Origin of the sequence: Nonomuraea sp. SYSU D8015 (assembly GCF_008065375.1) — a bacterium.
Lineage (GTDB): Bacteria > Actinomycetota > Actinomycetes > Streptosporangiales > Streptosporangiaceae > Nonomuraea.
In genome coordinates this window covers 96,875-123,164 of the sequence record NZ_VJYI01000004.1, presented here as the reverse complement: position 1 = coordinate 123,164, position 26,290 = coordinate 96,875, and the positions used below count along the sequence as shown (strand labels likewise).

27 protein-coding genes and 2 pseudogenes are annotated in these 26,290 nt (G+C 67.3%); 13 read left to right on the top strand and 16 right to left on the bottom strand.

Annotated elements, in window-relative coordinates:
• Positions 1–243: 243 nt before the first annotated feature.
• From ID574_RS19835 to ID574_RS19810, 6 genes are all read right to left on the bottom strand, one after another.
• The gene (locus ID574_RS19835) at positions 244–2,574 is read right to left on the bottom strand and encodes a heavy metal translocating P-type ATPase (protein ID WP_188190428.1); all 2,331 of its coding nucleotides are present in this window, start codon (positions 2,572–2,574) and stop codon (positions 244–246) included.
• Positions 2,575–2,660: 86 nt separating this feature from the next.
• Positions 2,661–3,239: a sigma-70 family RNA polymerase sigma factor gene (locus ID574_RS19830; protein WP_188190427.1), complete on the bottom strand. Its 579-nt coding sequence runs from the start codon at positions 3,237–3,239 to the stop codon at positions 2,661–2,663.
• 222 nt (positions 3,240–3,461) lie between these two features.
• Positions 3,462–3,977 (bottom strand): MFS transporter, encoded by a 516-nt coding sequence (locus tag ID574_RS19825; protein WP_223166880.1) that lies wholly within the window; start codon positions 3,975–3,977, stop codon positions 3,462–3,464.
• A 203-nt stretch (positions 3,978–4,180) separates the two neighbouring features.
• The gene (locus ID574_RS19820) at positions 4,181–4,738 is read right to left on the bottom strand and encodes a hypothetical protein (protein ID WP_188190425.1); all 558 of its coding nucleotides are present in this window, start codon (positions 4,736–4,738) and stop codon (positions 4,181–4,183) included.
• A gap of 332 nt (positions 4,739–5,070) precedes the next feature.
• The gene (locus ID574_RS19815) at positions 5,071–6,237 is read right to left on the bottom strand and encodes a DUF418 domain-containing protein (RefSeq protein WP_223166879.1); all 1,167 of its coding nucleotides are present in this window, start codon (positions 6,235–6,237) and stop codon (positions 5,071–5,073) included.
• A gap of 284 nt (positions 6,238–6,521) precedes the next feature.
• The gene (locus ID574_RS19810; protein ID WP_223166878.1) at positions 6,522–7,502 is read right to left on the bottom strand and encodes a GlxA family transcriptional regulator; all 981 of its coding nucleotides are present in this window, start codon (positions 7,500–7,502) and stop codon (positions 6,522–6,524) included.
• A 75-nt stretch (positions 7,503–7,577) separates the two neighbouring features.
• Here ID574_RS19810 and ID574_RS19805 point away from each other — a divergent pair, with 75 nt between their 5' ends.
• Together ID574_RS19805 and ID574_RS19800 are read left to right on the top strand one after the other, a co-directional pair.
• Entirely contained in the window at positions 7,578–7,928 is a 351-nt protein-coding gene (locus ID574_RS19805; protein ID WP_188190424.1) for a DUF6616 family protein, read from the top strand.
• 1 nt (position 7,929) lies between these two features.
• Positions 7,930–8,622: an HD domain-containing protein gene (locus ID574_RS19800; protein WP_188190423.1), complete on the top strand. Its 693-nt coding sequence runs from the start codon at positions 7,930–7,932 to the stop codon at positions 8,620–8,622.
• Between the two features lie 334 nt (positions 8,623–8,956).
• On the opposite strand, the gene ID574_RS19795 is transcribed toward ID574_RS19800, so the two are convergent.
• Positions 8,957–9,322, bottom strand: a complete 366-nt coding sequence (locus ID574_RS19795) for a hypothetical protein (RefSeq protein WP_188190422.1) — start codon at positions 9,320–9,322, stop codon at positions 8,957–8,959.
• Positions 9,323–9,516: 194 nt separating this feature from the next.
• Here ID574_RS19795 and ID574_RS19790 point away from each other — a divergent pair, with 194 nt between their 5' ends.
• Positions 9,517–10,041: an IS5 family transposase gene (locus ID574_RS19790; RefSeq protein WP_188190421.1), complete on the top strand. Its 525-nt coding sequence runs from the start codon at positions 9,517–9,519 to the stop codon at positions 10,039–10,041.
• Positions 9,939–10,436, top strand: a complete 498-nt coding sequence (locus tag ID574_RS62830) for a transposase (RefSeq protein WP_188190860.1) — start codon at positions 9,939–9,941, stop codon at positions 10,434–10,436. Before ID574_RS19790 ends, ID574_RS62830 begins: the two co-directional genes overlap by 103 nt.
• 747 nt (positions 10,437–11,183) lie before the next feature.
• On the opposite strand, the pseudogene ID574_RS19780 reads toward ID574_RS62830, so the two are convergent.
• Positions 11,184–12,004: pseudogene (locus tag ID574_RS19780) on the bottom strand (IS5 family transposase).
• 147 nt (positions 12,005–12,151) lie between these two features.
• Between ID574_RS19780 and ID574_RS19775 the strand changes: the two are divergent.
• Positions 12,152–12,831 (top strand): annotated as a pseudogene (locus ID574_RS19775) (transposase).
• Positions 12,832–13,099: 268 nt separating this feature from the next.
• Here the strand turns inward: ID574_RS19775 and ID574_RS19770 are convergent.
• Complete coding sequence (locus ID574_RS19770) at positions 13,100–13,765, bottom strand: TetR family transcriptional regulator (RefSeq protein ID WP_223166877.1); 666 nt, start codon at positions 13,763–13,765, stop codon at positions 13,100–13,102.
• 361 nt (positions 13,766–14,126) lie between these two features.
• Here ID574_RS19770 and ID574_RS19765 point away from each other — a divergent pair, with 361 nt between their 5' ends.
• Both ID574_RS19765 and ID574_RS19760 read left to right on the top strand, forming a co-directional pair.
• Positions 14,127–14,561: an ester cyclase gene (locus ID574_RS19765; protein WP_188190420.1), complete on the top strand. Its 435-nt coding sequence runs from the start codon at positions 14,127–14,129 to the stop codon at positions 14,559–14,561.
• A 244-nt stretch (positions 14,562–14,805) separates the two neighbouring features.
• A complete protein-coding gene (locus ID574_RS19760; protein ID WP_223166876.1) occupies positions 14,806–15,498 on the top strand; it encodes an HD domain-containing protein in 693 nt (230 codons plus the stop codon).
• A gap of 11 nt (positions 15,499–15,509) precedes the next feature.
• Here the strand turns inward: ID574_RS19760 and ID574_RS19755 are convergent, their stop codons facing one another.
• The gene (locus tag ID574_RS19755; protein WP_188190419.1) at positions 15,510–16,448 is read right to left on the bottom strand and encodes a GlxA family transcriptional regulator; all 939 of its coding nucleotides are present in this window, start codon (positions 16,446–16,448) and stop codon (positions 15,510–15,512) included.
• Positions 16,449–16,522: 74 nt separating this feature from the next.
• On the opposite strand from ID574_RS19755, the gene ID574_RS19750 reads away from it, so the two are divergent.
• From ID574_RS19750 to ID574_RS19740, 3 genes are all read left to right on the top strand, one after another.
• Positions 16,523–17,464 carry a GlxA family transcriptional regulator gene (locus ID574_RS19750; protein WP_188190418.1) on the top strand — a complete coding sequence of 314 codons (942 nt, stop codon included), beginning with the start codon at positions 16,523–16,525 and terminating at the stop codon, positions 17,462–17,464.
• Positions 17,465–18,076: 612 nt separating this feature from the next.
• Positions 18,077–18,502, top strand: a complete 426-nt coding sequence (locus ID574_RS19745; RefSeq protein WP_188190417.1) for a hypothetical protein — start codon at positions 18,077–18,079, stop codon at positions 18,500–18,502.
• A complete protein-coding gene (locus ID574_RS19740; RefSeq protein ID WP_188190416.1) occupies positions 18,486–18,752 on the top strand; it encodes a hypothetical protein in 267 nt (88 codons plus the stop codon). The genes ID574_RS19745 and ID574_RS19740 overlap by 17 nt, the downstream gene beginning before the upstream one ends.
• A 39-nt stretch (positions 18,753–18,791) precedes the next feature.
• Here the strand turns inward: ID574_RS19740 and ID574_RS19735 are convergent, their stop codons facing one another.
• Both ID574_RS19735 and ID574_RS19730 read right to left on the bottom strand, forming a co-directional pair.
• Positions 18,792–19,691: a hypothetical protein gene (locus tag ID574_RS19735; protein ID WP_188190415.1), complete on the bottom strand. Its 900-nt coding sequence runs from the start codon at positions 19,689–19,691 to the stop codon at positions 18,792–18,794.
• A gap of 451 nt (positions 19,692–20,142) precedes the next feature.
• Positions 20,143–20,847, bottom strand: a complete 705-nt coding sequence (locus tag ID574_RS19730) for a hypothetical protein (protein WP_188190414.1) — start codon at positions 20,845–20,847, stop codon at positions 20,143–20,145.
• A gap of 345 nt (positions 20,848–21,192) precedes the next feature.
• On the opposite strand from ID574_RS19730, the gene ID574_RS19725 reads away from it, so the two are divergent.
• Both ID574_RS19725 and ID574_RS19720 read left to right on the top strand, forming a co-directional pair.
• Positions 21,193–21,528: a hypothetical protein gene (locus ID574_RS19725; RefSeq protein ID WP_188190413.1), complete on the top strand. Its 336-nt coding sequence runs from the start codon at positions 21,193–21,195 to the stop codon at positions 21,526–21,528.
• Positions 21,518–22,099, top strand: a complete 582-nt coding sequence (locus tag ID574_RS19720; protein ID WP_188190412.1) for a carboxymuconolactone decarboxylase family protein — start codon at positions 21,518–21,520, stop codon at positions 22,097–22,099. Before ID574_RS19725 ends, ID574_RS19720 begins: the two co-directional genes overlap by 11 nt.
• A 108-nt stretch (positions 22,100–22,207) precedes the next feature.
• On the opposite strand, the gene ID574_RS19715 is transcribed toward ID574_RS19720, so the two are convergent.
• From ID574_RS19715 to ID574_RS19700, 4 genes are all read right to left on the bottom strand, one after another.
• On the bottom strand, positions 22,208–22,852 hold the full coding sequence (locus ID574_RS19715) for a DNA alkylation repair protein (protein WP_223166957.1): 645 nt from the start codon (positions 22,850–22,852) through the stop codon (positions 22,208–22,210).
• A 236-nt stretch (positions 22,853–23,088) separates the two neighbouring features.
• The gene (locus ID574_RS19710; protein WP_188190410.1) at positions 23,089–23,772 is read right to left on the bottom strand and encodes a DUF998 domain-containing protein; all 684 of its coding nucleotides are present in this window, start codon (positions 23,770–23,772) and stop codon (positions 23,089–23,091) included.
• 26 nt (positions 23,773–23,798) lie between these two features.
• Positions 23,799–24,458: an SRPBCC family protein gene (locus ID574_RS19705; RefSeq protein ID WP_188190409.1), complete on the bottom strand. Its 660-nt coding sequence runs from the start codon at positions 24,456–24,458 to the stop codon at positions 23,799–23,801.
• Positions 24,455–24,697 (bottom strand): hypothetical protein, encoded by a 243-nt coding sequence (locus tag ID574_RS19700; protein WP_188190408.1) that lies wholly within the window; start codon positions 24,695–24,697, stop codon positions 24,455–24,457. The genes ID574_RS19705 and ID574_RS19700 overlap by 4 nt, the downstream gene beginning before the upstream one ends.
• Before the next feature lie 416 nt (positions 24,698–25,113).
• Here ID574_RS19700 and ID574_RS19690 point away from each other — a divergent pair, with 416 nt between their 5' ends.
• Entirely contained in the window at positions 25,114–26,289 is a 1,176-nt protein-coding gene (locus ID574_RS19690; RefSeq protein WP_188190407.1) for an erythromycin esterase family protein, read from the top strand.
• The last annotated feature ends 1 nt before the right edge of the window (position 26,290 follow it).

Here is a 26,290-nt window from a genome sequence, read left to right as displayed (position 1 = left end):
CAAACCATCGGTCGGATTTGAGGGTCCCCATGTTCACCGCACGTCCCCAGACGGGGGAAGTGGCCAGCACGCCAACATCCGCCAGGTCCTGGCCACGGCAACGGGCACACTCGCCCTCGTTCTGACCAGTCGTCGCGATGCCCCGATCGGTTCCCAGAACTTTCGCCGCCGCGCCGGCGGCCGCGCACCGACACGCCGCGCTTGGACTTGCCGGCGTGCGCACCGCCGGAACCGGCACACGTATCAGGCGTTCTGGCAGTCCGGCTCACACTCCAGCTCCGCCTCCGACCGGCCTTGATCGTCCAGGTGCTCGGTGAGGAAGTCACCGGTGGCCGGGGAGGGAGCGAAGCGGCGCAGGCGCAGGCTGTTGGAGACCACGAACACCGACGACAGGGCCATGGTGGCGCCGGCGATGAGGGGGTTCAGCAGGCCGATGGCGGCCAGTGGAAGCGCGGCGACGTTGTAGCCGAAGGCCCAGATGAGGTTGCCCCGGATGGTGGCCAGGGTGGCACGGGCCAGGGTGAGGGCCGTGGGGATGACGTTCAGGTCGTCGCGGATCAAGATGAGATCGGCGGCGGCCAGCGCGACGTCGGTCCCCTCGACCACCGCCAGGCCGAGGTCGGCGCGGGCCAGCGCCGGGGCGTCGTTGATGCCGTCGCCGACCATGGCGACGCGGTATCCCTCATCTTGGAGCCGGGCAATGGTGGCCGCCTTGTCGGCGGGCAGCACTTCGGCGATGACCTCGGTGATGCCGACCTGCGCGGCGACGGCTTGCGCGGTGGCGGCGTTGTCGCCGGTGAGCAGGAGGATGCGTAGTCCCATGGAGCGCAGCCGGTCCATCGCCTCTGCGGCTGAGGGCTTGATGACGTCCGCGAGGGCAAGCGCTCCGACGGCCGTGCCGTCGGCCGCGACGAGGACGACGGTGCGGCCCTCGCCCTCCCAGCGGTTCCGTGCCTGGTCGAGTCCCGCGGAGATGGCGATGTTCTGCTGGGACAGCAGCCGGGGCGACCCGACGAGGATCCGCCTGTCCTCGACCGTGCCTTGGGCGCCCAGCCCGGCCAGGGCGGCGAACGCACTGACCGTGGGCAGATCGGCGAGTTCGGCGCGGGCATGGGCGGCGATGGCCGCCGCGATGGCGTGCTCGGAGGCGTCTTCCACGGCCCCGGCATAGCGCAGCACATCGCTCGGCCGGACGCCGCCGGCGGTGGCCAGGTCCACCACGCTCATGCGGCCCTGGGTGAGGGTGCCAGTCTTGTCCAGGACGACGGTGTCGATGGCACGGGCGGATTCCATTGCCTGGTGGCTCTTGATGAAGACGCCCAGCTGGGCGCCGGTGCCGGAGGCGACCTGGAGCGCGGTAGGGATGGCGAGGCCGAGCGCGCACGGGCAGGCGATGATGAGGACGGCCAGCGCGGCGGTGACCGCCTGGTGGGCTTCGCCTCCGGCGGCCAGCCACCCGGCCAGAGTCAGCGCCGACAGGACGAACACGACCGGCACGAACCAGCCGCAGATCCGGTCGGCCAGCCGCTGTATCGCGGCCTTGTCGGCTTGGGCGTGCTCGACGAGGCGGATCAGCGTGGCGAGCTGGGTATCGGCACCCACGCGGATGGCACGCACCACCAGCCGTCCGCTGAGGTTGACCGTCGCGCCGGTCACCGTGTCGCCCTCGGCGACCTCGGCCGGGACTGGCTCGCCGGTCATGGCGCTGGTGTCGATCGTGCCCTGCCCGGACTCGATCCGGCCGTCGGCGGCGATGCGCTCGCCTGGGCGGACCACGAACCGGTCGCCGACTCGCAGGTCCGCCACGTCAATGCGGTACTCGTTGCCGTCGGCGCGCAGCACGCTGACGTCCTTGGCGCCCAGCTTGGCCAGCCGGCGCAGGACCGCACCGGAGGATCGCCGCGCCCGGGCCTCCAGCAGCCGCCCGATCAGCGCGAACGTGGTCACGCCGCCGGCGACGTCGAGGTAGAGCGCACCGTTCGGCGCGGTCAGCAGCGCCCATACGCCCGATCCCACGGGTCCGGCGTCGATCGGGAACGCGATGACGTACAAGGACCAGCAGGTGGCAGCGATGATCCCGGTAGAGATCAGGGTGTCCATGGAGGTGGTGCCGTGCCGCGCGGCCCTGAGCGCGGTGCGGTGGAACGGCCACGCGCACCAGGTCACCATGGGCAGGGTCAGGCCGATCAGCACCCACCGCCACCCGGGGAATCGCCAGGCAGGCACGAACGTCATCGCCAGCGACAGGTCCGCCAGGACTACGGCCAGCCCGATGGCGACCACCATGCGCCGGCCCAGCGTCCGCACCCGCCGGTCATCGGTGTCGTCCGGCGCGGCGGAATTGTGCGGCGTATACGGTTCGGCGGTGTAACCGATGCGTTCGACTTCCCGGATCAGCTCCCCCACCGTAACGCCGCCCGCCTGGATGGTCGCCTTCTCGGTTGCATAGTTGACGCTGGCGACCACTCCGTCCATCCGGTTGAGCTTGCGCTCCACCCGTGCCGCGCACGCCGCACAGGTCATCCCGCCGATGATGAGCTGCACGGACTCGTCTTGTGCCGATGTGAGTGTCATGGGGCTCCTTCTAAGGTCCACAGATGAATGGGTGGTTCGCTTCCTGGGTCGGAACCGTGCGTTCCGGGCCCTCGCCACCAGGCGGGTCATGCGGCCCGCTCGGCGGCGAGCCAGGACGCCGACAGCTGGTGCCGGGCCCGGGCCACCCGCGACCGGACGGTGCCGACCGGGCAGCCGAGTAGTGCGGCGGCCTCGGAGTAGCGCAGGCCGAGGACCTGGGTCAGCAGGAAGGCTCGCCGTCGTTCGGGCGGCACCTCGGCCAGCAGTTCGACCAGTTCCACGCCATCGTGCGAGCCGGGCAGGTCACGCGGCTGGCACCGCTCCACCGCCGCCTGCCAGTCGGCCAGCTCCGCCACCACAGGTCGCGCTCGGGCGGCACGGAACCGGTCGATGACCACCCGGCGGGCGATGGACAGCAGCCAGGCCCTGGCCGAGGACCTCCCTGCGAACCCAGGCAGGCTGCGCAGGACTCGGACGAACGTCTCCTGGGTGAGGTCGTCGGCGGACTGGGCATCGGTCAAGGAGGCGAGGAAGCGGCGCACGTCGGTGTACACCGCCCGAGTGAAGACCTCCACATCGGCGGGGGCGCCGTCACGGGCGGCCAAGGCGAGCAAGGTCAGACGCCGGTCGTCGACGACGCGTTCACTGGTGAGAGTGGAATCCATGTCGATCACTCCTTGCATCTGGTGACAGGAGGAAGAGCGGTCTGCCGTGTACGAAAGGGAAAGGAAGTGCGGGCTGGAACGATCCCGGGCTCCGCGCTTAAGAGTGTGCTCATGCCGCAGCCGTGGCTGCTGATGACGCGATGCCCGGCTCCGGTGACAGGATTGGGCGTATGACGGCATCCGGGCGGAGCGGGTCCGTCCGGTTGAGCGAAAGGGATAGGTCTAGGTGGCGGGCGAGCGCGGCGGGGCGCGTCCGCTCGACGAGTGCTCCAGCAGAGCGGAGTGAAGAGGCGCGGGCTCAAAGGCGTATACGGTCACCGGCCCGTACACCGTGCGGTGCGGAATGCGGGTCCACAAGCACAACCGCACGCCGAGGCGGCGCAGCAGCGCCCAGAGAGCCGCCTCACCCCGCGACAGCCACAAGGCCGTCATCACGGTCGCCAAGCCGTGGGCGACCAGCATGCCTGCACTCGGGACGAGACCAGAGTGCGAGTGCCCGAAAGGCACGGCCATCGGGGCGAGAAGCGACGGAGCGGCGTAGAACAGCAGGTGCAACACGACTTGCACACCGACTAGGAGGGAGAAAATCGCCTCCGTCCCCCGCTCACGGCCGGTCGCCGGGACGGCGGCCGCGAAGGAGACCGCCAGAGCCGTCACCGCCAGGGGCGCGGTCACGATCCCGCCCCCGAGCAGGTGCGCCAACGCGCCCAGCCCACAGCACACCACGGCGAAAGCCATGGCGCGAAGCAGGCGGAACGTCAATCCAGCGGGCATTACTCGGGCTGTCACTCCAAAGTGGCAGGCTGGCATGGTCACGGCGACCATGCGCCACTGCGATGAGTGGGATGCCGCACAAGCGGCAGACGCCGACACGCGCTCCACCCTCCGAAGCACGATCGGAGGACGAGAGGACCGTCTCGGGAGAATCCGGTAGGCGGTGGTCAGCAGGCGTTCAGCAGCGCAGGCGGGCCACGCCGCCGGATCATCGGATCGAGTTCAGGGCTGCGGTACCCCATAGCCTCCGCTACGAGCGCGACCCGAAGACGCGGTGTGAACGGCTCGATCACCCCGACGAGCAGCCTGCGCAGCTTCGGCAACGGACCCATGCCCCAAAGCCGTACCATCAGCCAGAAGGCGCTCTCCCCGCGATGCAGCCACCATCCGGTCACCACCGCGACCACGAGATGTGCGACGAACATGCCCACACCGGGCGTGCCCGCATGCGTGTGATCGGCATGAGCGACGGGATCACTCCTGCTGAACAGCTCGTGGAGCAGAATCTGAGCACCCGCCGTCGCCGTGATGACGACTTCGGGTCCACGCTCGTGCCGGTTCAGCGCGAAAGCCAGGGCGAAGGCCGCTGCCACAGCGACGACCAACGCCGGCGCCGCCACCGGCGCGCTACCGGCGAGGACATGACCGCCCGCGGACATGACGACGCACACCGTCGCGAACACGGCGGCGCGTGCCAGGCGCGAGATCCCTTCAAGGGCGGACACGGCACTCATCCTTCCACCCCGACGACCGCACGAGTAAGCCGCTCTACGAATCTTCCTTCTCTCAGGCTGTTCGCGGATGGACGCCTATTCGCGACGCGTCATCGGCGCGCACCCCGAAGACGCCGATTATGGCACCGCCGAGGGCCGACTCGCATCGCCTGAGCGTTGCTATCCAGGTCGGGACCATCCGTTAGGGGTTGTTCCTGCAGGACCCTTGGCGGTGCCATGGCCGGCGATGTACTCCCTGGCTGAGCAGTTGAGGCTCGATGACCACCACAGGCCAAGAAGCACGCCGAGCGGCCCAAGACGACGGTGGACGCCCCGCCCACGGCTCATCGATAAGCGAGGCGACGCAGCAGGATCTCCGCAGGTCCTCGGTAGCCGGCCTGGCGCATGAGCTCTGCGAAGACGACGGACACCGCCCACGTGGCCGCAGCCACCCCCATGGCGCCGGCCAGCCCGAGGTCGTCTTGCAACGCGAGCCCGTACGGGTAGAAGACCAGGACGAACACCACGGACTGGAAGAGGTAGAGGCTCATCGAGCGCTGGCCGAGCGCCTGGACGGCGGTGGTGAAGCCGTTCGGCCGCCGGCCGGCAGGAATCGCGATCAGCCCAATGACAGCGGCCATGCCGATCCCGCCCGCGTATCCGGTGAGCGGCTGTGCGAGCGCCGCGAACCACAGGGTCGCCGCTGACGGCTCGGCCCACACCTCCAGTTGCACCAGGCCAGCGGGGAGTGCCCCAAGGGTGGACAACGAGAGAGCGACGATCGCGGCGTTCCGCAAGAACCGACGGTGCCGGACCGGCTCGTCCAGCAGCCGCCGCCGCGACGCCCACACGCCGATGAGCACACCGGGAACGACCATGAGGACCCCGGTGACCAGGGCGAAGGGCCAGACCTGGAGGCGCTCGGCGAACAACGCCCAGGGACCGTCGGCCCCGGCGGCGATGCTTCCCCCGCCGTAGGGCGAGCCGTCGTGCGCCATTTGATACCACGTGGCGAAGCCGGCCAGGGCCGTCGCCGGGACCAGGCAGATTCCCGCCGTCCATAGGAGAGTCGCGTCCTTGGCGCGCAGCAGGCCGACGAGCAGAACGGCGCTGAGACCGTACGCGGCCAGGATGTCGATGGGGGCGAGCACCGCCATGTGGACGAATCCGATCACGAGCAGCCACCACCCCCGGCGGCGCAGCAGCTTACGAGTCGTCACCCAGTCGTCGCCGCGTTCCATCCGCCGGTTCAGCAGCTGAACCAGTGAGTAGCCGAACAGGAACGCGAACATCGGGCGCGCGTGGTTGTTGACGAAGAGGTTGTGGAACACGTTGATCACGTCGTTGACCACGGGATCTCCGCGGTCAAGAGTGAGTACGAACAACGGCGCGTGCGCGAAGGCTATGGCCAGCAGCATGAAGCCGCGGGCCAGATCAGGGGCCAGGGTTCGGCCGGCGGTGTCGAGCGAGCCATGACGGGTGGCAGATGCCGAGATTGACCGGTTTTCCACGCGTTAACCGTAGTGAGCAAGGGCGGCGGTCCAGAGTGCGGCTGGGCGCTTCTTCGCCCATCCGCACGGATGCGGTCGTCGGTTTCGCAGGCGACTACCAGTTCGAAGCCGCCTCGGCGAACAGCCGCTCGGTCGGGCTCGGCTACCAGAGCCCTGGCCAGGTGGTGACGACCGCTTCCTAGCGCTGGGAGGCCAAGCAGAAGCCTGGCTGTCCCTCGATCTGCCGCTCGGCCATGGCGTCGGCGGGCGGGAGTTCCGACAGCCGTCTGCAGAGGGGCCGCATGTCAACCAAAGGTCGACCGGTAACGGGAGGGGCTCGTCATCGTCTGCGCCATGAAATGAACGCGGAGGGATTCTACGGACCCGAAGCCGCAGGCGTGGGCGATGTCCGCGATGCTCCGGTCGGTGGTCTCGAGGAGCTCGCGCGCACGCGACACGCGTTGGCGGGCCACCCACTCCATGACAGAGACGCCGAAAGTGGCGCGGAACCGCCGACTCAGGGTACGGACACTTACATGTGCTTGGGCTGCCACGCGTTCGACCGTTAGCTGCTCGTCAAGGTGCTCAAGGATCCAGTCGGTGGTGTGGCTCAGCTCGCTCCGTCGTTGGGGCTGTTCAGAGGTGTATTGCGCCTGTCCTCCTTCCCGGTGCGGAGGACTGATGAGGTAGCGGGCGAGGGTGTTGGCAACGTGCTGTCCGTGGTCTGTCCGGAGCACGTGCAGACACAAGTCGGTGCCGGCGAGGACTCCCGCCGAGGTCACGATCCCGCCTTCATCGATGTACAGCTCGCGGTCGACGACTGTGACTCGCGGGTAGCGTGCGCGCAGCTCGGGTGCCCAATGCCAATGGGTGGTCGCGCGTCTGCCGTCGAGCAGCCCGGTCGCGGCGACCATGAAAGCGCCAGTGCAGATCGACAGGATTCGCGCGCCGCGCTTGCCCGCGACCATTAGGGCGTCCACGGCGGCCGGGTCCGGGGGAACGGTCGGGTCCAAGATGCCCGGAACAACGATCGTCTGAGCATCTGCGAGGCGGGAGAGCGGCTGGATCTTGGACACCTGAAGCAGGTCGCCCACTGCCGCTTCAGTGCCGACGATGTCGAGGCTGTATGGCGTCTTGAGGCCGCCGAGCGATGCGCTCACGTATTCGGGCCATGGGCCGAACACTTGGAGAGGGATCGCCAGATCTAGCGGCACGACGCCCGGCTGAACAAGCACCGCGAGCGGATGTGCATCACCTGTGGCCGAATTCTTGGGAAGGATGACCATTAGGCCATCGTAGAAGCGCATCAGGCGGCGCTAGTGTCGGGGCACAGCCCCCGAAGAACTGAGAATGAGGCTCTGATGCACATCGTTGTTGAGATCTGGACCCCGAAGCCCGCCTTCCTCGACACGCCCCCGGAGGTCCGCGAGCAGATCGTCGCCGGCGTGCTGGAAGGCGTCAGCCAGATGGCGGCCGTCGGGATCACCGCCCTTGGATGGGGACGTATCGCCCCCACCGAAGATCACCCGTCCGGTCACGATTGGTTCGCCGTATGGCAGATCCCGACAGCCGAACTGGTCGACGTCTTCTTCGCCGGGATCGCAGCCTCCGGGTGGTACGAGTGGTTCGACCAGGTCAACGTCTCAGGAGAGCTGGAGACGGTCGAGGCCGTGCTCAAGAGCCACCTGTCGCTTCGTGCGGAGGGCCGCTGACGTGGATATCTCGCACGCCCCTGCCAGCCTCGGCTCGCTGCCGACGCCGATCGGTGACTGGCCGCGCACCCGGGCCACTGTCGCAGCCGTCGAGTACATCGAAGCACACGAGCCCGCCTACTTGGTCAATCACAGCATTCGAAGCTACTTCTATGCCGCTCGCCTGGCTGGGCTGACCGGCCTCAGCAAGTCCGACTACGACGACGAGATACTCTTTCTCGCCACCGTGCTGCATGACATCGGCCTGACCGAGGTCGCCAACGGCACTCAGAGATTCGAGGTGGATGGCGCCGACGCTGCTGCCGAATTCGTGATGCGGCACGGTTTGACAGAGGCCGCGGCCGAGATCGTCTGGGATGCTGTCGCTCTTCACACCTCGGCGGGCATTCCCAACCGCAAGCGGCCCGAGATCGCTTATAGCTACTTCGGCATTGCCGCCGACATCTTCGAGTTCGGCGTCGAGGAACTTCACGACATTTTCCTCGACGAGGATTTCCTCGACGCATTACATGACCGCTACCCGCGGCTGAATCTGCGTATGAACCTCACCCGCGCGGTGGCAGACCAGATCCGGGAAAAGCCCGCGAAGTTCGTGCCCTGGTCCTTCCCAGCCGACGCCGTCCACGGCCTCTACCCCGAGCTGCCGCTGCCGGGCCTCGGACAGATCGTTGCCAACGGACCTTGGGCCGACTGAAATGCGATGCCGACTGGCCCTCTTTGTAACCCGGTCGCTCCATCTCGGCCAGCCGGTGCCACGTAGTGCCGGTTAGTCGTGATTCCGCCGGCCAGTTCCTTTCGATGTCGGCTACCATTGTTCCTGACGGCTCCCTCATTGTCCTGGGCGCCGCATGCAACGGCGACGTGGCGACCTCCGCGGCGCTGCTTCTGCCGGACCCGTCCAGGAGATCTCTATCTGGAGCAGCTGGTCACATCGGACGCCGAGCAGGATCCGGTCACGGCGTACGTGGAGGGTGACACCCTCGGCGACAGGACGCGGCCGTCCTGGTAACAGAGTCGGAGGACTGGGATCAGCCGTACGGTGGAAAGCCGGTCAAGCTGAACAAGCACGAGGCGACCATGGGGCGGATCGGGACAGTTGTCGGACGCCGAACTGACCAGAGCGGCCAACGGAGTGGCAGATGCTCTGCGGCGACCCCGGCATCGACGCAGAGCATCTGCCGCAGTTCCCGCCCGCCGGCGATCAGAACCGTCCCTTGCGTGTCGTCACGCACGGCAGGAACGCCGAACGAGCCTGGGCCATGAGCGCCGGACTGCAGGGAGACCTTCACGTACGCGCTCCGCGTGCTCTCCCGCCGAGACAAAATCGTGGACGGTCGCGGCGGGAACTTCGGACCGTAGAGGCCGGAGTACAGCCGGGTGTTGCTGACGATCATGCATGACGTGATGGGGCTCGACCTGCGGTCCAGGCGGCATTCGCTGGTTCTCTGCCGAGGTGAAGTCCCGCTCGTTCGGGCTCTCCGCTGAGATGAAGGACCGGCAAGGTCACCGACACCGTACGGCGCATCCCCTGAGTGCATGTTTGAGAAGATCCTTCATGTTCGGCGTGGCGGCGTGACGAGGAGCGTCGGTGCCGTCAGGGTGGCCGGATGCCCCCTCGCCGCTACCCTCCGATCTGACCGACGCGCAATGGGAGCTGATCGAGCCGTTACTCCCCGAGCCGAACACCGGCGGCCGCCCGGAGCAGCACCCACGCCGAGAGATCGTCAACGCCGTCCTGTACATGGTGCGTTCCGGCTGCCCGTGGCGGTACCTGCCCACCGACCTGCCGCCCTGGCAGACCGTGTACTGGTACTTCCAGCAGTGGGGGCAGGCCGGCGTCACCGAGACGCTGCTGGCCGAGCTGCGCGTCAAGGCCCGGCGGCAGGCGGGCCTTGACGACGAGCCGTCGGCGGGGATCAGCGACTCGCAAGGTGTCAAGGGCGCCGACACCGTCGGGCGTGACAGCGCGGCTATGACGCGGGCAAGGAGGTCAACGGCCGTAAGGGGTTCATCATCACCGACGCCGGCGGCCTGCTGGTTACGGTCGCGGTGCTGGCCGCAAGCTTGCAGGATCGCGACGGCGCCAAGACGGCCCTGCTGTCGGCGTACCTGACCACCCCTATCCGACATGTCTTCGCCGGCCGGCTGGTGGAGTGGGCGCGAGACACGCTGCGCACCACCTTGGAGATCGTCCGAAAACCCGCTGACCAGCCAGGATTCAACGTCATCGCCCGCCGGTGGGTAGTCGAGCGGACGCTGGCCTGGCTGACCGCCTGCCGGTGCATGGCCCGCGACTACGAACGCGACCCCGTCATCTCTGAAGCGATCATCCGCTGGGCCGCCATCTCGGGCATGGCCCGCCGGATCACCCGAGGCGGACCCGCACACGCCAGCCCCGCTACGTCTACGACTGACGCTGATCGCCCATCTCAAACACGCACTCAAAACCACGGCTTGACGAACCGCCGGATGCGGGCCCGCATGTCCGGTGGTGTGAGAGGAGGGTGAGGCGGCCTCACCCTCCTACTCGATACGGGATTCTGCGACGTGCTGTTACGGTCCCTACAGCCATTCTCGGCGGACCCTGATCGGGCCGACGGGAGTTATACGCAGCAATCCGCAGCGCAACATTGTTACTAGGCTCTGCCAACTTTCAGCAGTGTACTACGCCTTGATATGTGGCGGTCGAGTAGTTCTCGTCCCTATAGAGGCGACCCGCATCCACCAGTACGCAGGGACTGTCGGGCCCGTTGTTCCACACTAGCTTAATGTTGTAGCCCCAGGCGCAGTTGTTTTTCACTATGACACCCCTCCAGAGCCCAGGAAGGCCCCCTTCCTCGGATATTTTGTCTATACAACTTATATAAGCCGCTTGACCTGCGGTCTGAGCGCTTGCGCTGCCTACTCCAGCAATCAGCAGGACTGCGACCCCCGAGGCTGCAATCAACGGTCTAAATCCTGCTCGCACCTTCATTGAACCTCTTGGATTGGAAGATCGTCGGGTTGTAGACGACAGTACAACACGGCACCGCAAAACGCCACAAAGATGACACAGAATGCACCGCGCGAAAGACAAGGCGCCGGTCGTTCTTGTCAGTTATGCGTGAGAGTATGGAAGGTAAACGGACAACGGTAAGGCGAGCGCTACCAGCGCACGGGCGCGTCTACGTATCGCCATACTGAACCGGCGTTCGCCGTCCCTACTGAAGTCTGATCTGAGAGGGCATTTGATTTGAGCAGATTGCGTCTTATGTCCTAGTAGGTACCTCGCCAGGTTGGGGTGGTTTCGTCTGTTATGCGCTTGGTGAGGTTGTTGATCGAGGCGATGTGGATCATGGCTTGGGAGCTGGCGGGCAGGGTTTCATAATCGCGGGTTAAGCGACGGTAGAGCATGAGCCAGCCCAGGCTGCGTTCGACGACCCAGCGGCGTTTGGCGACGTGGAATCCGCGGGTTTCAGTCTTTCTGGCCACGACTTCGACGTCGATGCCTAATTTGGCGCCGTGCTGGATTACGGCATTTCTGAAGCCGGAGTCGACCCAGGTTTTTGATATCGCCGGGTAGGCGGTTTTGGTTTGGTCGAGTAGCCGTATCCCGATGACGTTGTCGGACAGGCCTGCGGCGGCGACGGTCACGGCGAGGATGATGCCGAGGGTGTCGGTGACGATGCCTCGCTTGCGGCCGACGATCTTCTTGCCTGGGTCGGTGCCTTGGCTGGTGAGGGGCACGTTGGTGGAGGTCTTGATGCTCTGGGTGTCGATCACGCAGGCGGTCGGTTCGGCCCTGCGGCTTCCTTGACGCGGGCCAGGCCGGTCAGCTCGTAGTTGAGTTGGGCGAAGATTCCTTCGTCGCGCCAGGCTGCGTAGTAGGCGTAGACGGTGTTGTAGGACGGGAAGTCGTGCGGCAGGTATTTCCAGGCGATTCCTGTCCTGTTGACGTACAGGATTGCGTTGAAGACGTCCCGTAGGTCGACCGAGGCTGGCTGGCCGGTGAGCCGGCGGTCGAGTCGGGCTTGCCGCCAGGCGGTTAAGGTGGGCTCGATTAACGCCCAGCGGGCATCGGATATGTATTCTGCCATGAACGAGCGGAAGCCATACCCGGACGCACACCCACCTTCTCCAAGAAGATCCTGTCTCATCCCAAGACGCCGGACATGTCACCGAATGTGACCGAAAGTTGACGCTCGCGGCTGGGCAAGAGGCCTGATCTGCGGTACGCCGGACACATGACCGAACGGCGACCGTACCCCAGCGATCTGTCCGACGCACGCTGGGCGCTCATCGAGCCAGTCCTGGGCGCCTGGCGCGCCGAACGCCGCGGCAGGGGCCTGGACATCGGCCGCCCCTGCGAGCACGACCTGCGCGCCATCATGAACGCCATCCTCTACTCCACCACACCGGCATCCCCTCGCGCTACCTGCCGCATGAGTACCCACCCTGGCAGACCGTCTCCGGCTACTTCGCCCACTGGCAAACCGACGGCATCTTCGCCCAGCTCATCGGCCTGCTGCGCCGATTAGTCCGCACCGCCGAGGGCGCGACCCCGACCCAAGCGCCTGCATCATCGACGCCCAAAAGCGTCAAACCTCCACCAACGCCTCCGCCACCAGCCAGGGGTACGACGCCGGCAAGAAGATCGCCGGCCGCAAACGCAGCATCGCCACCGACACCCTCGGCCTGCTGATCGCCGCCCTGGCCACCTCCGACGGCATCTCCGACGGCGCCGCCGGCCTCCCCCTGCCACACCACTGGGTCGCCGAGCGCACCCTCGGCTGGCTCATGCTCCACCGCCGCCTGGCACGAAGCCCTGCCGGCCCGTTCCGAAGCCATGATCCACATCGCCATGATCGACTTCATGACCCGCCGCATCGCCCGCGAATCCACCCCAACCTGGCGAGGCACCTGAAACACCACCCAGACAGAACTCACGGGATCGTACATCCGCTGAGAGGCTTGAGCACAGGTATCGGCCAGGAAGTGCCTCTCCAGTATTCGCGGTGGAGCTCGATGTACCGCTTGATCTGCGAGACCTCACTCACCCCGAACTGGTCGGCAAGGTAAGCCACGACCCGGCCGGAACATCCAGCGGGTCGGACAGGAACCGGCCCAAGAGCCGCACCGTGTCAGCTGCAGAGCGAACCCGAGCCGATGTTGATCGCCACGGCGGCGGGCGATCAGGAGGAGGGTTCGACGGCTGCCGCGCTCACCGCGAAGACGCCGCGCATCGCGACGTCAAGGCCCTGTCGCGTCGCCGCCAGGACCTGGTCGGGTCTGTCGCCCTGCTTCATGCTGACCAGCCGGGTGACATTGGCGGCGCCCATCAGCGCGCCGATCATACCTGCGGCGGTGATCCGGTCGAGTTGGCCGGGGTAGGCTCCGTGCAGCGCCTCGGCCAGTTGCAGCTGGGCTTCCTGCAGATGATGCATCGTTCGTGCCTGCACCTCCGGCACCGTCAAGATGAGCCGCACACGGAGCGAGTAGGGGATGCCGGTGACCTTGTCGGTGTCGCCGTCGAGGTGGGCGAAGGAGGCGATGAGCTCTTCCCCGAGACGTACCAGAAGGTCGACCGGCTGTTCGTCCGGGCCACGCTCTGCGATCAGCCGCAGGGCGGCGTCCAGGCGCTGCCGGTCGCCGGAGAAGAGGATGTCCTCCTTGCCGGCGAAGTAGTTGAAGAGCGTCTTTGTGGAGACCTCCGCAGCCGCCGCGATCTCGGCGACCGTGGTCTGGGTGTATCCCTTTTCCGCGAACAGCCGCGCCGCGGCCGCGACCAGCGCGCGGCGCGTGGACTCCTTCTTGCGTTCCCTAAGGCCCAGCGTCTGCTCCATGTGCATAGCGTACATGGAGAGAAAGTTTACATCCAAGAGGAAATTTCATTGGCTTGTAAATTTAGCTTGAGTGTAGTTTCATGGCCTGTGTTCCAACCCACACTCACAAAGCCCGAAGAGACCGGAATGCGCCCGCCGCAGGCGGCACCCGTGTTCGCCGCTGGCAGCGCACGAGGAATCGGACCTGCTCGTCCACTGGACGCCGGAGCCTCCCTTGGGCTCGATGTCTGGTGCACCTCCACCGAACCACGACGGCTTCTCCGCCAGTGAGATCCAGGTGGAATGCCTGAGCCGGTCTCAGTCAGCCATCTCAGGCTCTTGCACTGCACCTGTCCCTCAAGCCGGTAACAGCCGAGAAAGGAAAGGGATACCACACATGTCCATCGAAGAGATCAAGGACATCGTCCGTCGCTACCTCGCCGGTGGCAGGCAGAACTGGGAAGCGGTCGTTGACCTTGGCCGCATGAAGGTCGTCGATACGCCCGGCATGCCCGACACCTACGACGTGGAGACGCTGCTCCAGCATGGGGAATCGGACAACCCACGGGAGTTTTTCGAAAACCTGAGCGGAGGCGTCCAGGACATGATCGCCGAGGAGAACAAGGTGGTCGTGCGGTGGACCATGGTGGGCACGGCCAAGAAGCCCTTCAAGCACCCCCTTCTAGACGTCACCGTTCCGGTCGGCACCACGATTTCGCGCAGGGGAGTCAGCATCTTCACCCTGGACGGAGGAAAGGTCATCGAGGAGCGGACCTACGAGGACCGACTGGGCGTGCTCGAGCAACTCGGCTTGGCGCCGACCCTCCAGTAGCCGGCAACGCCTTACCACACCAGCCGGCATTCGGAATCTCACCAGCCACGACGTGATTGACGCCGACCCGAGGCCGCCGGGTGGGGAGCACAGCGACCATCAGACGGATGCGCGCCGCCTCACCCGGCTCTGGCGGATCAACAAGAGCAAGATCAACGCTTCAGGCGCTCATACCAGACGCGAGCCACGATTCTGATCTTGACAGGAATCTATCGCAAATCGTCATTTCAGCCACTTGGCCGTAGTGCCTGCCGACCCGAAGATGGTCCCCATGCATGAGGAAACGGACATCGTCGGCGGTGATCTGCTGGCTCTTCCGGACAGCGTCACGGCGCGGGAAGCGCTCGACTGGGTCCGGCGGATCGAGTCGGAATCGTTGGCCAATCACAGTATTCGCGCCTTCCTGTTCGCGCGTCTGCTCGCCCGGCACCGTGGGATGCGGCCGGGCTCGGACTACGACCCCGAGCTGTTGTTCCTGGCGTGCGTGCTGCACGACGTCGGGCTGACCGATGAGGGCAACGGCAGCCAGCGCTTCGAAGTGGACGGTGCGGATCTGGCCGCGGAGTTCATGACCGCGCGCGGCTTCGCCGCCGAGGCGGTCGACACGGTCTGGGAGGCCATCGCGCTGCACACCTCGATGGGGATCGCCGAGCGGCGTGGCGCGGTATGCGCATTGCTCCACGGCGGCACCGTCATCGACTTCACCGCGCTGGGCAGCGAGTTCATTACTGATGCCGCCGCCAAGCTGATCCACGACGCCTACCCGCGGTTGTCCGTGGTACGCGCGTTGGTCGACGCGATCGTCGGTCAGGTCGCCGCCCGCCCCGAGAAGGGCCCGCCGATCACCGTGCCCGGCGAACTGGCCCGGGAGCGCGGCGAGCGCGGAAGCTCGCTTCTGGAGGACCTGGCACTGGCCGGACCACGTTGGGGGAGCTGAGCCGGGCCCGCCTATGAGGCGGCGAACGTCTTGCGGTAGTCCGCGGGTGACGTGCCGAGCAGCCGGCGGAAGTGGGTCCGGAAGTTGGCCGGGGTGCCGAGACCGCAGCGGTCGGCGATCTGCTCGATGCTGAGGTCGTTGCGCTCGAGGTATTCGCGAGCGAGGTCGATGCGCGCCGCGAGCAACCACTGCAGAGGTGACACGCCCGTCTCGGCGACGAACCGGCGGGCAAGGGTTCGTTCGGACAGCCCCGCGTGCCGGGCCAGGTCGGCGACCGTAAGCGGGCGGTGGAGCTGTCCGAGCGCCCAGGCCCGGGTGGCGGCCAGCGACGTGCCGCGCTCCGGAGGAACACTGCGCTGGATGTACTGCGACTGACCACCCCCGCGATGCGGCGCGGCCACGATGTCCCGGGCGATGTCGTTGGCGACCCGAGCCCCCAGATCCGTTCGGGCGATGTGCAGGCACAGGTCGATGCCAGCCGAGATGCCGGCGGAGGTCAGCACGCTGCCCTCGTCGACGTAGAGGGCGTCGCGGTTGACCCGGACCCGTGGGAACTGCTCGGCGAGCTGATCGGCGTGGCGCCAATGGGTCGTGGCCTGGCGTCCGTCCAGGACTCCGGCCGCCGCCAACGCGAACGCCCCGGTGCAGATCGACACGATACGTTTGCCCTGATCGTGCGCCTTGGCGAGCAACTCCAACACCGCCGGCGCAGGTCGCGCGTCCAGCGCATAGCCGGGAACGATGATCGTGTCGGCGCGGCGCGCCATGTTCAGTCCGCCGGTCACGCGCACGGCGAAGCCCGCATCCGTCGCCACCTCGCCCGGCTTCTCGGCGCACACCGTCATCCGGTACGGCGTACCTGACCGCTGTGCGAACACCGACGTCGGGATGCCCAGGTCGAAAGGGATCACACGGTGGAGGGCGAGAACGGCGACACGGTGGACAGCCATGGCGGAAATTTATCGCATAGGCGCATTTCAGTCACCAGAGGGTACCATCCATCGGGACGCTTCAGGGTGAGGGAGTGAACGAGCGAATCGTCGCCTTCGTGGTCTTCGAGGGCTTCCAGCATCTTGGCCTGGCCGGGCCGCATGAGGTGTTCCGGCAAGCGGGTAGCTACTCGTGCGTCGTCGTGGCGTCGCGCCCTGGCCCCGTTCGTGCCGGGAGTGGTCTGCCCGTGTACGCCGAGCACGGTGTCGATACCCTGGACCCCTCCGAGATCGACACGTTGGTGGCCGTGGGCGGCCCGGGTGTCTTCCGGGCCAAGCACGATCCAAAGCTGGCCGCTTGGATCGGGGTCGCGGCCAAGGGCGCTCGGCGGGTGGCCTCCGTCTGCAGCGGCGCGTTCTTGCTGGCCGCGCTCGGCTTGCTGGACGGCCGGCGAGTCACCACGCACTGGGCTCGCGCCGAACGCCTCGCCCGCGAGTATCCCAACGTCCGCGTGGACGGTGGCCCGACCTTCATCAACGACGGGCATGTATGGTCCTCGGCAGGGGTGAGCGCCGGGATGGACCTGGCACTGGCGCTGGTGGAGGAGGACCTGGGACGGCAGGTCGCCCTGGACGTGGCCCGCCGTCTGGTGTTGTTCCCGCGCCGGGCGGGAGCCCAGTCGCAGTCCAGCGTGGCGCTGTGGTCGATCCAGCCGTCCACCGACCCCATCCGGGCAGCCGTGGCGGCCATTCATGCCGAACCGGGCGCCAGGCACGACATCAAGGATCTGGCCGCATGCGCCGGGCTCAGCCCGCGCCATCTGCAGCTCCGCTTCACCGCCGAACTCGGTCTGCCGCCGAGCGCCTACGTCGAACGCGTACGCGTCGAGGCGGCCCAGCGAGCGCTGGCGGAGACCGACGACCCGGTCGAAGTCATCGCGCGCCGCTACGGTTTCGGCACCGCCGAGACGTTGTGGCAGACGTTCCACCGCCGCCTCGGGGTCGCGCCGTCGGATTACCGCGGCCGTTTCACATGATCTCCCTCGAAGGGAGACCCATGACGACCCATGGATTGCTGATCTTCAACGAGGCCAGGGAACTCGACTTCACCCCAGCGAGGTCCTGCGGGAGACGCGATGCTCCCCGCCACTCTGCTGCTCGCTGGGGCAGCGTTCACTGTTGGCGTGATCGCCCACGGTGCCGCTCGCCGAGTTCGCCACCGACCGCTTCATCGCATGTCTCGGCATGGCCGTCTTGATCAACCCGCGACGCCGCCCGTCTCGATCGATGACCCAACCCCATGCGCCGTCGGCGTTCTGAGGTTAATCGCCACAGTGATGAGCCTGCAAAGGGTTCACCCTCGTACGCGCAGGCCGGAACATGATGGATCAGGGAGTTGCCGCCGAGGCCTTGCGTAAGAATGCGGTATGAGGGGTCTTGTGCCGTTGCTGGCAACAATCTGTCTCGTCGGTTTCTGTGTCATGCTCGCCGTACAGGCCGGGTCTGAGGAGGATCCGGACCCGGCCGACGGTACGGCCGGAGGCCCAGCTGCCCGTGCTGCCAGCCAAGAAGGCGCTGCGACTCGACTACGCCGTGCTGTACGACCCGGAGGTGTCCAGGAACCCGCGGCCGCGCACCATTCCTGGCGGGTGGGGAACAGCTCCGGCGAGAAGTGGCGGATCGAGGACGCGCTCGGCTTCGTCCCCAAGGATGGCGGGCAGGCGGTGTCGCCCTTTGCAATCAGCGACGATAGCCGGCGCTTCGCCTATCTCCGGCGTTCCGACCGTGTCCTGGTTGTCAGAGACCTCGCCAGCGGGGCGACCAAGCGGGTCTCCACCAGGGTGTACCAGCCCGGCGACGACTCATGGAACGTCGTGCTCTTCTTCTATGGAGAAGGCGAGCAGCTGTTCATGTGGAACGCCGGCCGCGAGAGCGAGCTGATCGATCTGTCGTCGAAGGCGCGTCTCCACGTCGGTGTAGAACTTGCCCGTGACCTTCTGGATGCGCGCGCCGACGGCGGTCGTGTCATCGTGCTGGCCGGCAAGGAATTACGAGTCCGTGAGGACTGGAAGTAGGGTCACGTCCGTCGATCTCGCGCTGCCGTACGACCTGGAGACCGTCAACGCCGTCCGCCCGCTGGGCCGCGACGGCGTGCTGCTCCGCGCCGAGCGGAGCCGGACCTGGCTCGATCACGGCTACTGTGACTGGGCGCTTCAGTTGGCGGAATTCGCCAACTCTGTCCGACGGCTGCGAGTCCTCCTGTACGGGAGGATGAGCCTGATCGTGTTCCGCCCAGCGCGCCGCGGCGCATCGCTGCAGCGGTGAAGGCGCGATGCCGGGCCAGGCCCGCCGTACTTCTGCTGGTCACGTGACCATGGCAAGCTCGTAGGCCGAGATGGGACGGAAAGTGGACAGCGCTGCCACCAGGTCAGCCTCAGCAATGCTCGAACCGTTGAGCATGACCAGCGCATCGCCCGACCTGGCGAAGACGGTGACCCAGGAGGACCCGGCACCGGTCCGGACCCATCGGTCGCCCGGGAGCGATTTGCACCGCAGCGGAACTCCGTAGTCCTCGGTGACCGCCAGGCAGGAATCTCGCGGGTTTCCAGCCGGGGCGGGCCAGACCGTGACCTGGATCTCGGAGAATCCCCGATTCGGCGTGGCGTCCCGCCAGTACTCCAGCCAGGTAGACGGTTCCGACTCCCGCTGCCCGGCGGCATTGAGATCCACGTGGACCAGCCGGTAACCCTGGATCGCTGGAGCGATCAGCGGCACGCCGGACCTCTCGAAGCTGCGGACTTCGAACCAGGCCAGGATCTGCGGCTTGTACTGCGCCGCGCCCCAGGATCCGAAGGGCACGACTACGGCCAGGGCTACCGCCCACCAGCGAAGGGGCGACATGAATGACCACGCCGACAGGGCGAAGCCAACCACACCACCGACCACGTAGATAGGGGCGACAAGGGCCGGTAGAGGTCCGAACAGCTCCGACGCCGGGACCGGCACCAGCACCGCGAGGGCACCGATGAGCAACCAAGTCGCAGAGCCCCCGACAAGACCGGCCATGCCCCAGCGCGGCAGCCCGGCCATCTGCGCACCCACTGTGCCCAGGATTATCGCCAGGAGGAACATGGCCGACAGGAGAGCGGTCCCGTAGAGCTCCTCCTGCAAGTCCGCCCAGATGATAGCCGTCGGGATAATGCCCGTCACCAACCCGATGAGGGCTGCACGCCCCAGGACAGCTCTGGTCGATAAATCCTGCATGTCCCTATTGTTGCCGCTGGCCATGCCAGAACGAGTTCAGAACAACTCGATCGAGGGCGAAGGTGAGCTGGTCAGCCATCGCGGGAAAGCCGCTGACCTTGTCCTGATCAGCGGCCCGAACGGGCCCGGCCCCGGGCAGTGCCCAGGTTCCAACGTGTCCACGGCTCAGCACGGGTCCGCCAACTCAAGTGCACATCCGCCAGCTGAAGCGCTCAGTCACACTGCCCGCCTGGACCGTGTGACGGGCATGAGGTGGTCGATCGGGTCGCTCGCCGGCGTCACCGGCTCTGTCACGGATTCGGTGGAGGCAGATGATGATCTGGGCAAAAGGTCCTCCCTGCGAGTGGCCGATCGGCGGGTTGGCGGAGGCCACGTGTACGCCGTCGTCATCGGCTACTGGGAAAGCGGCATCGCTCCTCGCCGAGAATGTCAGCGCGGCGCGGATTTGATGTCAAGGTTTCACGATCTCGCGCATGGGGTGCAGGCCGGCGTTGCGCGGGACGCGGTCGCCGAGCGGCCGGCTCAGCTCGACCGTATACGGCGTGGCCGGGTTGCCCCGGCAGTTGTGGAAGTCGCCCGGAGCGCGTTCGACGCCGATGACCAGGCGTACGTCCCGATCCGTCTCCTCCAGGCCGGCCACCCGGATTCGCCCGTCGGCCGACTGCCCGCTGGCGCAGGCCTGTTCGGTCACCAGCAAGTGGAGGCTGTTGCCGGTGGCCGGCTTCGCCGGGTCGAGGGCGACTTCGGCGACGCCCAAGTCGCCCAGGTCCCGTTGCAGGTTGCAGCCGCCCGAGCTGCGCATGTGCCAACTCGGGCGACCGTCTGCGGCCGGCGGGCCGAAGCGCTCGACCACCAGGAAGTCGTGGGTGACTGTCGCTCTCCCGCGCTCCTCCGGCTCATCGAACTCTTTGATGAGGGCCACGCGCTCACCGGTCTCCTCGACGATGCGCCACTTGTCCAGGTCTTTGACCGGGCGGACCTCGTGCCCCTCGAGCGCGGCCTGCCCGTCCGGGCCGAGCTGGGTCGCCGGACGGCCGGTGCTCATCACGTCCAGCGGGATCGGCCGGTCATGGCAGGTGTACGTGGGCTCGGCGGCGTCCACCAGAGGCGATCCGCAGCCGGCGACGAAGAGCAGGAGCCCGACGATTCCCTTCATGCCTTGTACGACGTGGATATGGGCCGCCCAGTTCAAGAGACAGCAGTCCACGCCACCCGCCAGACCACTGAAATTCTCGGCGCGGTCAACTCCACGGCCTCGACGTCACTGATGCTCGAGGTCGCCACGGCGTGTTCCCCATGGGCTGCTGGTCGGGATGCAGGTACCGGGCGCTCGCCCGGCTTCCAAGCGGCGCATGAGACAACCGCCGGCAAAATATCCGCCCGGCCTGCTGGCACATCCAAGTGGTCGGCTTTCTTCGGCTGCGTGTCGTGTTCGGCGGCGCGCCAATCGTCTTTGTCATGAGGGCAGATAGCCCAGCTGCGAAGGGAGGCGGAGGGCGCCGTGGCGGATGAGGACAAGAAGCGACAAGCGCATCGAGCCCTGGTGGATCGCGTACTGAACGGGGAGGGCCGCGCATCTGCGGAGCAGCGGGCGCGCGCCTTCGGCAACGACGGCCTCTCCCCGCCGTTGGACGTGCTGATCGGCAAGGTCGCCGACAGGCCGGCGCAGGTCACCGAGGAGGACTTGGCTGCGGCGAAGGCGTCGGGCTGCACTGAGGACGAGCTTTTCGAGCTGGTGATATGCGCCGCGGTCGGCCAGTCCGCCCGGCTGTACGAAGCCGGACTGGCCGCCCTGGCGGAAGCGACCGCCAAGGGGAGGCCGGATCATGCGACTTGACACCCTCAACCACGGTTACGGCCCCGGAACCAGGCTGCTCTTCGCGCTCATCCGGCTGTTCTCCGGGCACCCGGTGCCGGACGCCGCCAAGCTGGTCTTCTACCGGCCCGACTTCTACGGCGCCCTGGCCAAGGAGTTCACGCACGAGGCGATGCGCGGGCCGTCCGCCTGGTCGGTGGGCGACCGGGAGTTGATGGCGGCCTACGTGTCCAAGGTGAACGAGTCCGCGTTCTGCGTCGGCGCGCACACCGCGACCGCGAGGCAGGCGTACCAGGACGGGCCACGGGTCGCGGCGGTGCTCGCCGACCTGGAATCGGCCCCTATCGAGGGGCCGCTGCGGGCAACGTTGCGGATGCTCGGCAAGCTGACCCGGGAGGGAAAGGTGAGCGCCGGGGACATGCGGGAAGTGCTGGCCGCCGGTGTCTCACCGCAGCAGGTCAAGGACGCGCTGGCGGTCTGCGCCGCCTTCAACACGACCGACCGGCTCGCCGACGCCTTCGGGTTCGAGCTGCTCAGCCCCGAGGGCTTCGAGGCAGGAGCCAAATACCTGCTCAAGCGGGGTTACCGGTAGCCCGCCACGATGTTGTGAACTGTGTGAGAGGTGCGGCCCTCACGGCCGGTTCGTATCGGGGGCCGTGTTCTGAGGGCGTAGCGGCAGGAGCGTGAGCGCGAACCATCCCTATTCGTCGTGCTGTCGGCGCACCATCTCGGTGATCCAGATGGGCGCGAACGGAGACGTGCAGCCCGGTGGAGTCGGGTAGTCCTTGAGCACCTCCAGGCGCTCACCGATGTCGAGTGCACGAGCGCGGTGCTCGGCGTGCTCGATCCCGATCTGAGCCAGGCAGTGGTTCATCGCCCACTGCAGGCGATCCGGCGCGTCTTTCATCTCCGCCTCGATGACGTCGAGCAGTCCTGCGAGGTCGAGTCCCTCAGGCTTCTTCGCCACGCGTTCGGTGGTCAGCGCCCAGCCGGCACTCGCGACCACTGGATCCGGATCGGCGGACCAGGCCAGGCGCAGCTCTTCGGAGTGCGGGTTCTTCTTCACCACGTAGTTCACGAGCCAGTCGTGCACCTTGGGGGTGCGCGCCTCGCGCACCATGACGTCCAACTCCTCACGCCCGAACGCCTTCGGGCGGCAGATCAGGATCGCCAGCAGTCCCGCCGCGGTGTCACCCGTCTCCCAGAGCCGGCACGCGAGCTCCTGCTGCGTCTTCAGCCGCTTCGCGAGCGCCCGCAGCTTGCTGAGGTTCACACCGTGATCGTCACCGTGTCTCTCGTTGACCTCGCGGGTCTTCGGGTCCTCGAGCTCGGCCAGCTCGGCCATCACCTCGGCCACCGTCGTCTCGGTCAGCGTCGCCTCGGCCACCTCTGCCTCCTGTCCATCACGTGCGAGATTCAGGCTACGACCTAAGTCGGCCTTCCTGTCGTAGACGCCGGTTCGGCGGCTGCCACCGACACGAAATCTCCTCATATAAAGCGACGATCCGCTCATCAACTTCGTCTTCGGCTTGGTGTGCGGAACGAGCTGTCTCGGCATCGGCAGGCCTGCTCACTCCGAGGTCACGCCGGTGCCGCCGCGCCGGGCCGAGCCGTCAGCTGGTGCGCGGCCAGGAGCGACGTCCATGTCAGGACGAGCGCGATGGCGAGGGCGAAGGCGACATTGGCCGCCCGGGCGCCCTGCGACGCGAAGATCGAGATCCACGTCACCAGGAAGAGCGCGCCGGTCACCGTACTGAAGGCCGCCCAGCCGCGGCGGCCGGCCGCCGCGAACCGTCGGCCGAAGGCGAAACACGCGGCGATCAGCGCGAGAAAGGCGACTCCGGCGACGAGGAAGTGCACCAGCCCGTGCGTACTCATGCTCGTGGGCGGGCCGAGGGGTGTCCCCGGCGGGAAGCCGTCGGCGGGGTCGGCGGAGAAGAAGGCGGCGGCGACCATCCCGGCACCGAAGACGCCCACCAGCCGCGGCCCCCAGGTGCCGCCCCGGCCCGCCGGACCCCGTACCCGGTGCAGGCCGGCCGCTCCCGCCACGAACAGCAGGCCGCTGACCGCGAAGTTGGCGATCTGGATCCATCCCTGGTCACCGTTGCTCAGCATGCTGGCCGGGTGCCGGCTGATGTCGAACCCGTCCCTGGTGAGCATCTGCAGCAGGACCACGACGATGTAGAGGGGGCCGGCGACGATGCCGCACATCAGCATCGTCCGTGTCGCCCCGCCGGCCGCTGTGGTGGTGAGGTTCTCGGTCATCGGTCTACTCCTCTCATGAGAACGGGTCAGCCGTTGCCGTCTCTGCCGGTCTCGGGAGCGAAGTGCTGCACGGCGAACGCGACGGCCGCGGCGATGTCGTCGTCGCCGGTGCCCCAGGCGGCCTGGACCACAGGCCCCCAGGCGTGGCAGCCGGCGGTGGCGAACTCCTGCACCTCGGGCGTGTCCCCATAGGTCGCGGGGTCGAACGTGACGCCGCGCAGGAAGAGGTCGAGGCCGAGCAGCGTGAGGTCCCAGCCGCCGCCGATGCCGATCGTGGCGCCGGGCCCGTACGTGCGCACCATCTCATCGACCGTCTCGGCGGGTGCGGCGTGCTCCAGCTCCAGGACGGTCCCGCCGTCGCCGCCGGGCGCGAGGCGCACTTCGACCTCGGTGAGCATGCCCTCCCCCAAGCCCCAGGTCACCTTGATCAGACGGGGCTTCTCGCAGCGCAGGATCTCCCCGCCGGCGTTGCCCTTGAGCTGGTACGTGCCGCCGAGCCGCAGGTCGCCCTCGATCGGGGCGAGCCATCGGCTGATCCGGTCGGGGTCGGTGCAGGCGTTCCACACGTCCTCGATCGAGGCGTCGTACGTGCGCCGCAGCAGCAGCGAGCGCCCCGCGCCGGCGGCGACCGGCTGGTTGCCGATCTCCCGGTGGGTGGCGTTGACCTGGTTGACGATGTCGATCATTCGTCTTCTTCCTCCTCGTGGTCCGGGTCCGGTCGTCCATCCGTGGACGGCGTCTCGCCAAGCGGATGGCGGCGCTCGCGCCTGGCGCGCGCCAGTTCGGCGGCCAGCGCGTTCAGGCGCCCGCTCCAGAACCGGCGCAAGCGCTCCAGCCGCATGCCGTCCTCCCCGAGTGGCACGGAGTCGACGCCGTATGGCGCTGGGGTGGCGACCGCGCCGCCGAGCACGTCGAGCGCGTGCACGGGCCCAAGAGTCTCACCTGCGACTTATATAAGTCAAGGCTGAACAAGGTGAAGAGGAGCCGGGGTGCGGGGGGCACGCCGCATGGACGCCGGGTCGGCCGCTTCACCGTACGGACGTGCCCGTGGACCCCGTGGGGAACTGCTCGATGCCGAGCACCCTCAGCAGCTCCAGCCGCTCACGGGTCTCAGAGTCCGCCGGGGTGAGCACCAGCAGTTGCTGACGCTGTGACGATCACCGGCCGCGACGCCGTCGGGCTGATGCGTCCCCGGTACGGCACCCATCCGCCTGCCGGTCGCGACCTCCGTGACGGCCCACGAGCTTCTCGGATGCACCACCGATTGAAGGTCTATAGCGGTTGAACCGGGAATTGTCCCGCCCAAGTTTACACCGAAAGTTCAACGATACCGTTGAAGGTATGGATATCAAGGACACGGCCCGGCCGCTCGACGGCGCGGGCGTCTCGGCGTTCCTCCGGTCACTTCCCACCAAACCCCTGCTGCTCGGCCTCGGCGAGGCCAGGCACTTCGTAGGGGAGCTGGGCGAGCTGCGCAACGAGATCTTCCGGCATCTGGTCGAGCACGAGGGCTACCGGTCGTTCGCCATCGAGAGCGACTGCCTCATGGGCCTCCTCGTGGACGACTACGTCACGACGGGCGCGGGCACGCTCGACGACGTCATGGAACGCGGCTTCAGCCACGGCTTCGGCGCCTCACCGGCCAACCGCGAGCTCGTGCGCTGGATGCGGGCGTACAACGAGGAGCATGACGAAAAGCTCCGGTTCTTCGGCTTCGACGGCCCTCTGGAGTATTGGGCGGCGAGCCCGCGGCAGGCGCTCACCGCTCTCTACGCCCTCCTCGACGGTCCGCTCCCCGGCACTGTGGTGACCAGGGAAACCCTCGACACGCTGCTCGGCCCGGACGACCGGTGGGAGAACGAGGCCACGGCCATGGATCCGTCCCTGTCGATCGGCCGGTCCGCCGACGCGCAGCGGCTGCGGCTGATCGCCGACGATCTGGTGGCGCTGCTCGACACGCAGGCGCCGCAGCTGAGCGCGGCGGACAGGGAGCGGGCGGCACTGTACGGGCGCACCGCCACCGGCCTGCTCCGCTATCACTACTGGATGGCCGACGCGTCCCCGGCACGGTGGACCCGGCTGTCGGCCCTGCGGGACGCGATGATGGCCGCCAACCTGCGTGCCGTCGCCGAGCACGGCCCGGCCCTGGTCTTCTCCTCCAACCTCCACCTGCAACGGAACAAGAGCTTCATGTCGTTCGGCGACCAGACGCTGGAGTGGTGGAGCGCGGGGGCGATCACCGAGACGCACCTGGGCGACCGGTACGCCTTCCTGGCCTCGGCCTTCGGCACGGCCGGCGACGACACCCCGCCCCCGGACACCGTCGAGGGGATCCTGTCCACACTCCCGTGGGACCACTCCCTCGTCGACGCCCGCCGCCTGGCCGAGGCCATCATGAAGCCCGCCCCGCGCGTCTCCCACGATTTCGCCTATTTCCCGCTGGACCCTGCCCAACTCGACACCATCGACGGCATCGTCTTCCTCAAGCAGGCCGTCAAGCTGGGAAAGCTGGGTTGAC

Coding starts and splice junctions, on each gene's coding strand:
- ID574_RS19835 (WP_188190428.1), bottom strand. CDS start 2,574: ATGACACTCACATCGGCACAAGACGAGTCCGTGCAGCTCATCATCGGC.
- ID574_RS19830 (WP_188190427.1), bottom strand. CDS start 3,239: ATGGATTCCACTCTCACCAGTGAACGCGTCGTCGACGACCGGCGTCTG.
- ID574_RS19825 (WP_223166880.1), bottom strand. CDS start 3,977: ATGGCTTTCGCCGTGGTGTGCTGTGGGCTGGGCGCGTTGGCGCACCTG.
- ID574_RS19810 (WP_223166878.1), bottom strand. CDS start 7,502: ATGGTCATCCTTCCCAAGAATTCGGCCACAGGTGATGCACATCCGCTC.
- ID574_RS19805 (WP_188190424.1), top strand. CDS start 7,578: ATGCACATCGTTGTTGAGATCTGGACCCCGAAGCCCGCCTTCCTCGAC.
- ID574_RS19795 (WP_188190422.1), bottom strand. CDS start 9,322: ATGATCGTCAGCAACACCCGGCTGTACTCCGGCCTCTACGGTCCGAAG.
- ID574_RS19770 (WP_223166877.1), bottom strand. CDS start 13,765: ATGTACGCTATGCACATGGAGCAGACGCTGGGCCTTAGGGAACGCAAG.
- ID574_RS19765 (WP_188190420.1), top strand. CDS start 14,127: ATGTCCATCGAAGAGATCAAGGACATCGTCCGTCGCTACCTCGCCGGT.
- ID574_RS19755 (WP_188190419.1), bottom strand. CDS start 16,448: ATGGCTGTCCACCGTGTCGCCGTTCTCGCCCTCCACCGTGTGATCCCT.
- ID574_RS19735 (WP_188190415.1), bottom strand. CDS start 19,691: ATGCAGGATTTATCGACCAGAGCTGTCCTGGGGCGTGCAGCCCTCATC.
- ID574_RS19730 (WP_188190414.1), bottom strand. CDS start 20,847: ATGAAGGGAATCGTCGGGCTCCTGCTCTTCGTCGCCGGCTGCGGATCG.
- ID574_RS19720 (WP_188190412.1), top strand. CDS start 21,518: ATGCGACTTGACACCCTCAACCACGGTTACGGCCCCGGAACCAGGCTG.
- ID574_RS19715 (WP_223166957.1), bottom strand. CDS start 22,852: ATGGCCGAGCTGGCCGAGCTCGAGGACCCGAAGACCCGCGAGGTCAAC.
- ID574_RS19710 (WP_188190410.1), bottom strand. CDS start 23,772: ATGACCGAGAACCTCACCACCACAGCGGCCGGCGGGGCGACACGGACG.
- ID574_RS19705 (WP_188190409.1), bottom strand. CDS start 24,458: ATGATCGACATCGTCAACCAGGTCAACGCCACCCACCGGGAGATCGGC.
- ID574_RS19690 (WP_188190407.1), top strand. CDS start 25,114: ATGGATATCAAGGACACGGCCCGGCCGCTCGACGGCGCGGGCGTCTCG.